General features: G+C 61.7%; 9 protein-coding genes. 2 read left to right on the forward strand and 7 right to left on the reverse strand.

Translation table 11 applies throughout. The annotated features are described in order from the left end of the window. Positions 1-70: 70 nt before the first annotated feature. From EJA71_RS06935 to hflK (EJA71_RS06950), 4 genes are read right to left on the reverse strand one after another with little or no spacing between them, the layout of a single operon-like run. Complete coding sequence (locus EJA71_RS06935; protein WP_158955434.1) at positions 71-1978, reverse strand: heavy metal translocating P-type ATPase; 1908 nt, start codon at positions 1976-1978, stop codon at positions 71-73. Then, complete coding sequence (hflK, locus tag EJA71_RS06940) at positions 1975-3024, reverse strand: protease modulator HflK (RefSeq protein WP_158955436.1); 1050 nt, start codon at positions 3022-3024, stop codon at positions 1975-1977. The genes EJA71_RS06935 and hflK (EJA71_RS06940) overlap by 4 nt, the downstream gene beginning before the upstream one ends. Further along, positions 3021-4067 (reverse strand): protease modulator HflC, encoded by a 1047-nt coding sequence (gene hflC / locus EJA71_RS06945; protein ID WP_158955438.1) that lies wholly within the window; start codon positions 4065-4067, stop codon positions 3021-3023. Before hflC ends, hflK (EJA71_RS06940) begins: the two co-directional genes overlap by 4 nt. Continuing rightward, positions 4064-6025, reverse strand: coding sequence for a protease modulator HflK (gene hflK, locus EJA71_RS06950; RefSeq protein WP_158955440.1), 1962 nt, complete (start codon positions 6023-6025; stop codon positions 4064-4066). The genes hflC and hflK (EJA71_RS06950) overlap by 4 nt, the downstream gene beginning before the upstream one ends. A gap of 211 nt (positions 6026-6236) precedes the next feature. Between hflK (EJA71_RS06950) and lpdA the strand changes: the two genes are divergently transcribed. Further along, positions 6237-7637, forward strand: coding sequence for a dihydrolipoyl dehydrogenase (gene lpdA, locus EJA71_RS06955; RefSeq protein ID WP_158955442.1), 1401 nt, complete (start codon positions 6237-6239; stop codon positions 7635-7637). 85 nt (positions 7638-7722) lie between these two features. On the opposite strand, the gene EJA71_RS06960 is transcribed toward lpdA, so the two are convergent. Continuing rightward, positions 7723-8196 (reverse strand): Lrp/AsnC family transcriptional regulator, encoded by a 474-nt coding sequence (locus EJA71_RS06960; RefSeq protein ID WP_158955444.1) that lies wholly within the window; start codon positions 8194-8196, stop codon positions 7723-7725. 144 nt (positions 8197-8340) lie between these two features. Between EJA71_RS06960 and EJA71_RS06965 the strand changes: the two genes are divergently transcribed. Further along, positions 8341-8970, forward strand: a complete 630-nt coding sequence (locus EJA71_RS06965; protein ID WP_158955446.1) for a LysE family translocator — start codon at positions 8341-8343, stop codon at positions 8968-8970. Here the strand turns inward: EJA71_RS06965 and EJA71_RS06970 are convergent. Both EJA71_RS06970 and EJA71_RS06975 read right to left on the reverse strand, forming a co-directional pair. Next, positions 8967-11105 (reverse strand): hypothetical protein, encoded by a 2139-nt coding sequence (locus tag EJA71_RS06970; RefSeq protein ID WP_158955447.1) that lies wholly within the window; start codon positions 11103-11105, stop codon positions 8967-8969. The two genes, EJA71_RS06965 and EJA71_RS06970, sit on opposite strands and share 4 nt — an antisense overlap. After that, positions 11092-12276 (reverse strand): DUF3142 domain-containing protein, encoded by a 1185-nt coding sequence (locus tag EJA71_RS06975; RefSeq protein ID WP_158955449.1) that lies wholly within the window; start codon positions 12274-12276, stop codon positions 11092-11094. The genes EJA71_RS06970 and EJA71_RS06975 overlap by 14 nt, the downstream gene beginning before the upstream one ends. Between the last annotated feature and the right edge of the window lie 55 nt (positions 12277-12331).

A 12331-nucleotide genomic window follows, 5' to 3' on the forward strand; every position in this document is an offset into this window, starting at 1 on the left:
GGTTGTTCAGTCCCGACATAGCACTAGAGAGCGCGACCCTGACGGCGTTACACGGAGGTCAGAAATATTGCTAAATATCTTCCTTGAGCTTCAACAGCGGTTCCTGGAAACGCAGCAGTCTCCCGGCGTTACCCAGCACCAACAACGTGCTGAGGTTGTGCAGCAGCGCGGCGATCATTGCCCCGGCAGCACCGAGCCAGCCGAAGGCGGCGAACACCACGATCGCTAGGGTCCAGCCCAGACCGATGATGACGTTGACCTGCAACGTCCGACGGCACTGACGACTGAGCCGCACACAAGTACCGAGACGGCGCAGGTCACTGCCGATCAACACGATGTCCGCCGAAGCCAGCGCGATATCGGCGCCGCCCGCGCCCATCGCCACGCCGACGACGCCGGCCTTGAGTGCCAGCGAATCGTTGATGCCATCGCCCACCACCATTGGCCGGAAGCCGTTATCGATTTCCTTGAGCACGCGATTGAGTTTGTCCTCGGGCAACGCCTGGGCTTCGACCTCGTGCAGGCCGACATCTTTGGCCAAGGCCTGAGCGACGCTGTTGCGGTCACCGGTCAGCAGCAGTTGCCGCCCAAGGCCCAGTTCACGCAACTCGCCAAGCGCGAAACGCGCCTCCGGTTTGACCGTGTCGGCCAGCAACAACCAGGCGAGAAATTCTCCCTGCAACGCCAGGCCAGCAATCGGCCCGTCGTGCTCCGGGACGGTTGTGGTGGTAATCCCGAGCTGCGTGAACAACTCCGGTCGACCAAGCGCGGCTTCGCCCTCCCCGGTCATGGCCACCACACCGAGGCCTTGGCGCTCGCGGATATCGCTCAGCGGCAGAATTTCTTCCTGACTGACCAGCCCCGCCAACGCCCGACTGACCGGGTGACTGCTCGCAGCACCCAAGCTGGCGGCGAGTGCGATGACGGTTGATGAATCCGCGCGCAAGCTGTTGATCGACTGCAACCGCAATGTGCCGAATGTCAGGGTGCCGGTCTTGTCGACGACCAGCGAAGTCAGGTCAGCCAGTTCCTCGAGAAACGCCGAACTGCGGATCAGAATCCCGTGGCGAGCCGCCACCGCCACACCGGCAATCGCCGTGGCCGGTGCCGACAACACCAACGCACACGGGCACGCCGCGACCAACACCGCGAGCATCGCTTGTGCGTTGTTGGTAACGAACCAAGTCACCGCCGCCAGCAACAACACCAGCACCATGTAGCTGCCAGCGTAACGCTCGAGCAAACGAGTGATCGGTGGTTTCGAACGCTCGGCGTTCTGCATCAGCGCGATGACTTTGCCGAGGGTCGACTCATCACCGGTGCGGGTCACTTCGATGCGCAGCAGGCCATCAAGGTTGATCGCGCCGCCAAACACCGTCATGCCGCCGCCCGCCTCGACGGGCACTGATTCGCCGGTAATCGAAGCCGTGTCGAGACTCGCCTGACCGGACAACACCCGCCCATCTGCCGGCACCCGATCACCGGCGCGCACCTCGACGATGTCGCCGGATTTCAACGTGCCGTTGTCCACTTCGATGATCGAGCCATCGGCCTGAACCTTGCGCGCGTGGCTGCGCGTCAGTTGGCCAAGCGCATGAATCGCTTCCTGTGAACCGATGACGCTGCGCTCTTCCAGCACGTGGCCGAAGATCATGATGATCGGCAACAACGCCGCTGTCAGCAGATCGCCAGTCGCCCACGCACCGAGCATGGCCAAGGCAATCAGTTGGTCGGTGATGCCGTGCAGGCTCGGATAGCGCAGGCTGTACCACGCCGAGCGCATCACCGGCACGGCAACTAATAAAGAAGCAAATCCGAGCAGCAACTGACTGACGCCGGTTTGCTCCGGCACCAGCCAACGCCAGATCAAACCCAGACCCAACAGGCCCAACGCAAGCATGGCGAGTGTCAGTTGCCGCGCAGCGCGGCGTTGTTCGGCCGAGGACAACAGGCTCGGTGCGGCGGTCGTCGCAGTCATTTACTGGCTCCCTGAATGATCAGGCGGGAATCGTCTTTCGGATCGACCGTGGTGACCGAACCGGCCTGACCGAGGATTTTCGGCATGCGCTCGCGATAAAGGCGCAGGAGCATTTGCGGGGCGGTGCTGCTCGCCAGGCTCAACACCGTGGCGGTGTCAGCCGAGGCTTTGGCCAAACGCTCACCGGCTTGCGCGTGAGCGACTTGCAGTGTGCGGTCGGCCTGTTCATTGGCGGTTTGGGTGAGTTTCTCGGCTTCCGTGCGCGCATTGGCCACGGCTTTGTCAGCTTGCTGACTGGCGGTCAGTACTGCGTTGAACGCGCTGACCGCCGGATCCGGCAGACTCGATTGCACATCGACCCGCGCCACTTCGATACCGATGCCCTGCCCACTTGCCTTCAGGTCCGCCAAACGTTTGTTGATGCCTTGCACCAGATCACCACGCAGCCGTTCACGCCGTTCGGCGGCCTGATTGTCGGCGCCGATCAACTCCGGGCGAGCGACCAGAATGGTGTCCAGATCCCGCGCAGCCGTCAGTGCCACGGCACTGCGGGTGACCAGTCGATCTAGTGCTGGCAGCACATGATCGGCCTGCAGAACGAAGTCGTAAGGGTCGGTGACTTTATAGAACACGCGCACATCCAGTTGCACCACGCCGGCGTCACCGGTCAATAAATAACCAGATCCGGCCAGCGCATCGCTCAACGGTGTGGCGAACGAAGCGACGCGATCAGCCTTCAGCGCTTCGTCGCTGCGCAGCAGGTTTTCCACTCGGCGTTCGATCACTCGATCCGCTGCAGGCAGCAAAATCACCTGTTCGAATGGCTGTGGCCACGCCAACAGCAGACCGGCGTTTTGAACGCGATCGAGTGCACCAAAATGCAAAACCATGGCGCGATTCTGCGGATCGATCTGTCGGACGTTGGAGAACGCCCACGCCAACGCGGCCAGTACTGTCACCGCATATAGGGCAAAAAATGCCAAACGCCCGGCTTGAATCCACGGACTGTTCAGCGCATGTGTTCCACGTGGAACTTCTTCACTCATGGCTGTGATCCGGATTTGCTGTCGAGTGTCGGCGGGCCGTCGACCAACACGCGGAATGGTGCGGCGTCGGTTCGCAGAATCAGTTTGGTGTCCGGGGTGACGATGGTGCCGAGGGTGTCCAGTGAGCGCAGCAAGTTGTACAACTGCGGTGAACTGGCGTAGGCACGACCGTAAATCTGCGCGGCTTCAACGCGAGACTGCGCTTCGATTTCTGCGGCTTTCACGGTGGCGTCAGCCTGGACAATTCGAGCATCGCGTTCGGCAGCGGAACGGATTTGCGCAGCCTCACGTTTGCCGATCGCCGTGCGTTCGGTGGCGATGGTTTCACGCTCGGCGCGCATACGATCGACCGTGGCAGTCAGCGTCACCGACGGCAAGGTCAGACGCTCGATGCCGACTTGTACGACACGCACGCCATAAGTCGCGAGCAATTGCTGATCAATCTGTTGGCGCAACTGCGCTTCGAAATCGGCGATGCGCACCTGGCTGGCATCGGTATTCACCAAGTTCGCCAGATCGAAACTGCTCGCCGTGGTTTCCAGTGCCGAGCCGACAAAGGTGCGAATCTGTCGTGCCGCTTCGTCCGGCTGGTTTTGCACCGCGCGCATAAAGCGCTGCACGTTGTTCGGATCACCTTGCACCTGCCACGCCACATAGGCCTGCACAATGATGCGCAAACCGTCGCGGGTGCCGACATCCTGCAAACCGCTGGATGTCGTACGCAAACGCAAATCCACGGGGATCGCCGCTTCGAACGGTGCCGGCCAGCGCCAGCTCAAGCCTGGCTCCAGCAATACCCGCGATGGATTGCCGAAGCGGGTAATGACCGTGGCTTCACCGGAGCGCACTTGCACCAGACTCGCCGCTGCAATGGCGAACGCCACCAGCAACGCTGCCCAACCCATGCGCCGCCACGGGAAAGGCCCTGCCTCTTCCGGCGCACCATGATGATGGTGATGATGCCCATGATGGTGGTGATGGCCGCCGTGACCATGATCGTGGCCGCTGTGATCGTGTGGTTCGTGAGTGTGCGACTGGCTCAATGGGCGACTCCTGGTTGAGCGGTGGTGCGCGCGGGCGTCGGGTCAGCCGGCAGCGTGAAGGTACGCAAATCGATGGTCGGCGCATTGCTGCTGCCACCCAGACGATGATCGAGCACCAGCAATTTGGCTTTGCTCAGGCCTTGGCTGAGTTGACCGAGGTACTGCTCCAGCACGAAGGCTTGACCGGCACTGGCGTAGGCTTTCTGTTCGGCGCTGAATTTCAGGTCTGCCGCTTGTGCGGTGGCACTGGTTTCGCGGGCGTTGGCGCTGGCCTGATCGCGGGCAAGGCTGGCCTGCAATTGCGCCTGATTACTGGCTTCGGCCGCCGCGCCGCGCTCGCGGGAGATCAAAGCTTGCGCGCCGATCTGCGCCGCTTGCACCGCGTGATAAGCATTGGCGGCACCGGCCGGCGGATGAATGGCTTCAACGACCGTGGCGAGAATTTCCACACCACTGTTGAGCTGTTGCAGATCGCCTTGCACCGCACGACCAATCTCCTCGCCCAGCCCTACCCGGTCTTCACCGAGCAAACCGTCGAGGGTGCGCGAGGCAAAGTCGCGCACCAGAATCCGGCTGGCGGTGCTGCGGATCAGCGTCGGCACATCGGCACTGTTGTAGGTTGCCGCCAGCGCAGCTTGATCCGTCAGGCCAATGCGATAGACAAAGCGCACGTCCATGTTGACGATCTGAAAACTCTGCTGCTCGCCACGGCTGCCGGCGATGACTTGCGACTTGTCATTGACGTGACTGGCGTCCCACAAGCGATTGGCGGTGAACGGCGCCGGACCTTCAGCGGGATCGGCTTGAGGCGGCGCCGGGTTTTCGCCGACGCTGGTTGCCAGTTCATGCACCACACCGTTTTCGACGATCAACACGCGGCCCAGTGGCCACGGCAAACCTGTGTGCAAACCAGGGCCGAACACCTGCACCGGTTTACCAAAGCGTTCATAAATGCCACGACCCTGCAGCGGGATTTCATGGATGCCGGTAAGCAACCAACCTACCGCAGCGACGAATGCCAGCACTGGCAGAAACGCGCGACGCATGTAGCTGAACGCCCATATCTGGCGGAGATCGATGCCAAAACGGTTGTGCAGTTCATGCTGTAATGCGAGCAACGGTTGTGGCGGCCAGCGCAACATGTCGGCGACAAAACTGCGCGCCAGCAGCGTCGGTTCAAGCTGCTCGCGGCGGGGACTGAAGGTAGAAAGAACCGCGCGCAATAGCAGCTCGATCGCCACCAATCCCGGCAAGATGCCGATGAGTACCCCCACTCGGACCGGCCAAACCGCGTTTTCGCCAGCAAACAACAAACACAGTGCACCAAGCACCAGGCTGATGATCGCAACGCGAGTAAGTTGCGCCAGTGATCCCGCTTCTGGCCATTGCGCCGGGTTTTCTTGAGCGAGTTGGCGCTCCAGCACCAGCAAACCGAACGCCAGCAGTAATGCCAACGCGGCACCCACCGTGGCGGACAACCCAACTGCAGCGGCAGGCAATGACAGGTTCCACACCTGTTCAATACTCAGCGACACCAGTACGGCCCAACCGCCCAGCCACAGCGTCGCAGCACCGATCTGGCCGAGCACGTGCAAACCGCGCTGACTGAGTAGATCCAGGAGCCGCTCGTACCAACCTTCAGGCGCAGGCTGCTCATCTTCGGCAACCGTTGTCAGCGCGACAGGATCTATCGCCCGCGCCCGCCACTGCGTCACCCACCATGCCGATTGCAGTCCGGCGACCAGCACTAACAGCGCCGCGCTCAGATTGACAAGCAATGGCAACCACAACGACTGCGGCGCGAACAACCCGACAAAAAACGCCGACACCCAACCGGCACTCGCCAATCCGCCAAGGCCATAGGCCCAGCGCCGCAGCCGCCTGCCCTGTGTGGCCGCCTGTTGAAAGCGCGGCAGTCCGGTCACTTGCGCACCCTCTACCTCCAGATCAACTTGCATATCACCCCAATGTCTTCAGCTCGCTGTGCATAGCGTTACGATATAACGAAAAGCGTGAAATATTCGTACACAATCATGGGTATTCAAAGACGCTCAACCTGTCGCTTGCCTGAAGCCTTGACCGAAATGTCCGGGAACGCACATATTACGTTCGTAATTTTTATCGACAGCTACTTTTAGCGATCCGCATCCATCAATCAGGAGCAAGCGCATGAGCAACTATGACGTAGTGATTCTGGGCGGCGGCCCCGGTGGGTATAACGCGGCGATCCGCGCCGGCCAGTTGGGCCTCAAGGCCGCTTGCGTGGAGGGCCGGGCGACGCTCGGCGGCACCTGCCTGAACGTCGGTTGCATGCCGTCCAAAGCGTTGCTGCATGCCTCGGAGCTGTACGACGCGGCGATGGGTGCGGAATTCGCCAACCTCGGCATTGAGGTCAAGCCGACGCTGAACCTCGCGCAAATGATGAAACAGAAAGACGAAAGCGTGACCGGCCTGACCAAAGGCATCGAGTTTCTCTTTCGCAAGAACAAGGTCGACTGGATCAAGGGCTGGGGCCACATTGATGGACCGGGCAAAGTCACGGTGACCGATGCTCAAGGCAGCAAAGTCGAGCTGACTGCCAAGGACATCATCATCGCCACCGGCTCCGAGCCCACTCCCCTGCCCGGCGTCGAGATCGACAACCAACGTATCCTCGACTCCACCGGCGCGCTGTCGCTCAGTGAAGTGCCCAAGCATTTGGTGGTGATCGGTGCCGGCGTGATTGGCCTGGAGTTGGGCTCGGTATGGCGGCGACTCGGCGCACAGGTGACCGTGGTCGAATACCTCGACCGCATCTGTCCAGGCGTCGATGCCGAGGCCGGCAAAACCCTGCAACGCTCGCTGAGCAAACAGGGGATCGCCTTCAAGTTGAGTTCGAAAGTCACCAGCGCAACGACTTCGGCCAACGGCGTGCAGCTCAGCGTCGAGCCCTCGGCAGGCGGAACCGCCGAATTGCTCGAAGCGGATTACGTGCTGGTGGCCATCGGTCGGCGCCCGTACACCCAGGGTTTGGGCCTGGAGAACGTCGGCCTGAGCACCGACAAGCGCGGCATGCTTGCCAACAAACAGCATCGCACCGAAGCCGCCGGCGTCTGGGTGATCGGCGACGTGACGTCCGGGCCTATGCTCGCGCACAAGGCTGAAGATGAAGCCATGGCCTGCGTCGAGCAGATCCACGGCAAGGCCGGCGAGGTCAACTACGACCTGATCCCCAACGTGATCTACACCAAACCGGAGCTGGCCAGCGTCGGCAAAACCGAAGAGCAGCTCAAGGCCGAGGGTCGCGCCTATAAGGTCGGTAAATTTCCGTTCACCGCCAACAGCCGGGCGAAGATCAACCATGAAACCGAAGGCTTTGCCAAAGTTCTAGCGGATGAGCGCACGGATGAAGTGCTCGGCGTGCATCTTGTGGGGCCGAGCGTGAGCGAAATGATCGGTGAATATTGCGTGGCGATGGAATTCAGTGCGTCGGCGGAAGACATTGCGTTGACCTGTCACCCCCATCCGACCCGCTCGGAAGCGTTGCGCCAGGCAGCGATGAATGTCGAGGGGATGGCGACGCAGATGTAGAAAATCAAAAGATCCCAGCCTTCGGCAGCTCCTACACGAAATGCGCCCCTCTGTAGGAGCTGCCGAAGGCTGCGATCTTTGCTAGTCAGGCCGGAAGATGCCCAAGCGGCAACGCCCCCGGCGTCTTCACCGTATGAATCGCGAAGTTGCTGCGAATGTCGCTCACTCCCGGCAACTTCAACAGGCAGCCACTGAGAAAGCGGTCATAGGCGCGTAGATCCGGCACCACCACTTGCAGCAGAAAATCCGATTCACCCGACACCAGAAACGCTGAAATTACTTCCGGCAATGCCGTCACCGCTGCGTAAAACGCTTCGGCCTGTGCATCGTTATGGCGCTCGACCTTGACCCCGACAAACACCGTCAGCCCCAAGCCGACTTCGTCGCGATCCAGATTGGCCTGGTAGCCACGAATCACCCCCGCCTCTTCCAGCATCCGCACCCGGCGCAAACACGGCGACGCCGACAGGCCGATTTCATCCGCCAGCTCGACGTTGCTCAACCGTCCATTGCGTTGCAGTGCGGCGAGGATTTTGCGATCAAAGGCGTCGAGTTTCATGTTTGGCAGATTCCGATGGATATGACTTCCGAAACTCGAAGGTTATGCCAAATTCAGCAGGTGTTGAAGCTGACTACGCAAGCACCTGCGGCACCCTCCGACCCTAGACTGAGCGCACCGAATCGACAACGAAAGGAGCGCAATGTGGCAAGTCTCTGGCTGTTTTTTCTGGCGCTGGCGGTGGTGTTTCTGTTGCCCGGCCCAGACATGATCCTGTTGCTGCAAACCGGTGCCCGGCAGGGAAGAACCGCCGCGCTGGCAACGGCCATCGGCCTCGGGATTGCCCGGGGCTGTCATGTGGCGTTAGCGGCGTTGGGGTTGGCGGCGCTGTTCAAGGCTGCACCGTGGACGTTCGACGTGGTCAGGCTGGCCGGCGCGGCCTATCTGCTGTGGATCGGCATTCAATGCCTGCGCAGCACACTGTTGCCAGATCTGCAGGCCGGCCAAATGGCCGACAGTCACGGACAATGGCGCGAAGCAGTGCGCCGGGGTCTGCTGACTAATCTGCTCAATCCCAAAGCGTTGTTGTTCTGCTCGGTGTTGCTGCCGCAGTTCATCATCAATGACGGCGCGCCGGTCCTGAGCCAATTTGCCCTGCTCGGCGCGCTGCTGGTCGGTATCGGCCTGCTGTTCGATTGCGCCTACGCCTTGACCGGCGCCGCGTTGGGCCGTTGGCTGCAACACAGTCCAACGGCGCAACGGGTGCAGCAATGGCTGTTCGGCAGCCTGTTGATCGGCTTTGCGGTGCGCCTGACCTTCGTCCAGCAGGCTTAGCCTTTACGGGCCTTGCGCTGGCGACGCGTGATCAACAACAACGCCGCAGCGCTGACCAGCACAATCGCGCCGATCTGCACCGGCCACTTGTACGGCCGTAGCGATGAGCGCACGTCATCGGTGACCTGGGTGACGTAGCGCTTATCGGCATTTTCGAAATCCGGATACGGGCATTGATTGCCGAAATCCACCGCCCACGGCACGAACGGGCCTTCCTTGACGTAACGCTGGTACAGCGCACTTTGATCTTCCAGGCTGCTGTTCCAGCCCGCTGCGTTGCACAACACGGCGGCAAACGCCTGACTGGTGTGCGGCAGATTGTCGGCGGCGCGACTGGCCAGTTCGGTGGCGACAAAGCGATAGTGATAACGCTGATCCGGTTTCGCTGCGCTGGCCTGTTGACGTTTTACTTCGGCCTCAGAAACCAGCGGGCCGACTTTCAGCTCGGCGCTTTCCAGTGAATAGTTGCCGCCGAACGTGGCGTAGTCCGGCGCCATCTCGTATCCAAGAATGTCCATGCCCCACTCGCGCGCCGTCCACGCCGCGTTATACAGCGCACTCGCGCGTTTGGTCGGCCACCACGCCGAGTCGGCTTTCAAGCGTTGCTGGCCGTAGAGCCGAGCCTTGTTTTGCAGATCAGGATTGTCGAAGTAAGCGACCGCTTCGGCGTAATGCCCCTCACGCAGCAAGCGCCGACCGAGCAGGTTGCGCAGGCTGGCGGCGACCGGCAGCGGCACGTAGCTGTCGCGTTCCTGCTGAGTCAGCACGGGCGGCGCCGGCACATTGTCGTCGACGTACTGCTTGAGTTCGTCGACGGTCAATACGCGCTCGGCCACCGTCGCTGCATCGAACCAATAAGTGCTGTCGCTGCGATACAACTGCACAAACGCTTGCAGGTATTCGCCGCGCTGCAGGGCGAGAATTGCGCTTTCGCCCTCGACCCGGCATTTCGGCTGCAGGCTTTCGTAGGCCCAATCCGGCGTGCGGCGATAACCCCAATCTTCCTTTTGGGGGAAGGCTTGCGCGGCTTTCGAGTAGGCCGCAGCCGCAGCATTCTTATCGCCGTCACGCACCGCCAGCTTGGCCCGCAGCCACCACGCCAGCCCGCCGTCACCGGCGTTCTCGAGGAAGGCCTTGGCGCTGGCGTAATCGCCCTGTTGATAACTCATCGCCGCCAGACGATCAGCATTTTCCAGGCTGCCACGGGTGCTGTTTTGCAGCAGCTTCACCAGTTTCTTTTGGTTCGGCGGCTCGTCGCCAAACGACCAGCCCTGGCGGCTGACCAAGGATGCCGTGACCAGTTGCTGCACCGATTTATGCTGGAGCAACTCGGCCAGTTCGGCCTCGGGCAACTCCGCCAGTTCATTCATCAATTGTTTGAGCGAGGTGTAACCGACTGCTGAGCCGTGCAGATTCTGCGCCTCATACAATTCGATGGCGCCGTTCCAGTCGCCCGCCGTACGCAGCACCCGCGCCTCTTCGCCGAGACTGGCGACACCCAGTTCCAGCGGATCGCTGAAACCGTCGATGCTCAGCTGCCGGGCCTGACGGAACGCGTCACGGGACTGTTCCAGCGCCGTCACCGCAGCGCCAGCCTCGCTGCTCATGGCAAACCAGGTTCGCCCCAGCGAATACGCCGCCCAGGTGCTGCGCAACGGTCGTTGATCCGCCGACAGCGCCAGCAGCTTGTTGAAATACTCGACGGCGAGTGGATGATCGCCGGTGGCGAACGCCACCGCACCGGCCACGTACAAGCGGATTTCCGCCGGCAGACTGGCGCCCTGCACCTCGACCTGATGCGCATCGCTCAGCCCGCGCAGTTGCTTGACCAGCGCTTGCTGCTCGGCACTCAGACCCAGCTGTTCGGCCTTTTCCCGCGCCTCGGCAGCTGCATTTTCATCGCCGTACAGGTCGCTGGGATTGTGCGTCGCAGCAGTGACGTTCTTCAGTCCAGCGATGGCTTGGCCGAGGCGGCTGAGTTCGAAATTGAAGTTGCCCTCCGGCAGATCGGCCAAAGTCTGCGCACGGTTATCGAGCAGGCGCATCGGGAAGTCCGGGCCGCAGGCCAGCGCCGACCCCAACGGCAAGCAGAGGCTCAGGCAGAGCAGATGGCGGGGCCAGTTACGGGTCAACATGCGAACCTCCTTGATCAATATGTGCACAACGCGCCCAACCGATGGCGCGTTGTCCGCCCGCCGGCATTCGGCCGTCACGCAGGCGGGTGAAGGTAAGCAGATCCGGGCCTTGTTGCAATGCATAACCGGCGAGCGCATCGGCGCCTTCGCAGCCTTGCGCCTGCAGGGTGATGCGCGCTGGCCAGGCACGGTCGAGGTTGCCGGGGTTGTCGAGTCTGATGTCGTAGAGACCGTTGTGTTCGCTGAACGTCACGCCGAGCCGGCTGCTCAACGCATCGCCCCGTGCCACGGCGCGCAAGGTGGTCAGGCTCCAGGCGCGACGGTCATTGGCCAGCGGCAGGCGAAACCAGATCAACCCGGCCAGATGCTCTGGCGGGTCTTCGCGCAACACCTTGCCGAGTTGACGCAATTGCAGCGGATCGGCGAGCAGCTCCCGACGCGCGCCGCCCCGCTCAAGCTGCACTTCGCTTTCTACCAGCGGCGCCCCGCCGTCATCCGGCAACAGCGCGACACCGTAAGCCGGCAGCGCGAGATAAAACGGTTTATCGGTGATGCGCGCCCAAGCCTTGGCCCATTTCAACGCCTGATCAGCCTCGAACAGCCCCCGGCGTGGATCGCTGACGGCGTGGACTTGCAGCACGCTGCTGTCGACGGTTTGCAGAAGTGCAGGCAGTTGCGCACTGTCGAGCCAGGCCGGCAGTGCGGTGATGCTCAGCGGCAGGGTCGTTGGCAATGCCGAGCGCAGATGTTTGAGGAATTCAGCGTAAGCCGGCAAACGTGCGTTACCGGCATCGTGATCGATTTCGACGCCGCTCAGGGTCAGGCCTTGCGCTTGCCAGTCGTTGAGCAGCTGAAGGATTTGCGCGGTGACTTGATCCTGATCCAGCGACTTGAGCTGGCCGTCGAGACGGATCACCGCAATCAGCGGACGGCCATCGGCTTTCAACAGTGGCGCATCAATCAGCGCCCGGCTCCATCCGGCATTCGGGAAGGCTTGCAGCGCGAGCACGCGCAGTGTCGAGAAGTCATCGTGGCTGTCGCGCAACGCCGCCTCATGGGCCGGCGTCCATTGGCGTTGCCAGATATAGAGTTGTTGGTCGAGGGGCGGCGCGTCGTGTTGCTCGCAACCCGAGAGCAACAATCCCAAAAGCAGCCCGACAATAAAGCGCATACCTTCCTAATCCCTGACATCACAAGGCTGCAAGGTTACACAAAAACCCCGTAGG

Source organism: Pseudomonas sp. PB106, from assembly GCF_009764645.1.
Classification (GTDB): domain Bacteria; phylum Pseudomonadota; class Gammaproteobacteria; order Pseudomonadales; family Pseudomonadaceae; genus Aquipseudomonas.

Bases quoted from the DNA above. Each gene is read 5' to 3' on its own strand.
- hflK (WP_158955440.1), bottom strand. From the start codon at position 6,025: ATGCAAGTTGATCTGGAGGTAGAGGGTGCGCAAGTGACCGGACTGCCG.
- EJA71_RS06975 (WP_158955449.1), bottom strand. From the start codon at position 12,276: ATGCGCTTTATTGTCGGGCTGCTTTTGGGATTGTTGCTCTCGGGTTGC.
- lpdA (WP_158955442.1), top strand. From the start codon at position 6,237: ATGAGCAACTATGACGTAGTGATTCTGGGCGGCGGCCCCGGTGGGTAT.
- EJA71_RS06935 (WP_158955434.1), bottom strand. From the start codon at position 1,978: ATGACTGCGACGACCGCCGCACCGAGCCTGTTGTCCTCGGCCGAACAA.
- EJA71_RS06970 (WP_158955447.1), bottom strand. From the start codon at position 11,105: ATGTTGACCCGTAACTGGCCCCGCCATCTGCTCTGCCTGAGCCTCTGC.
- hflK (WP_158955436.1), bottom strand. From the start codon at position 3,024: ATGAGTGAAGAAGTTCCACGTGGAACACATGCGCTGAACAGTCCGTGG.
- EJA71_RS06960 (WP_158955444.1), bottom strand. From the start codon at position 8,196: ATGAAACTCGACGCCTTTGATCGCAAAATCCTCGCCGCACTGCAACGC.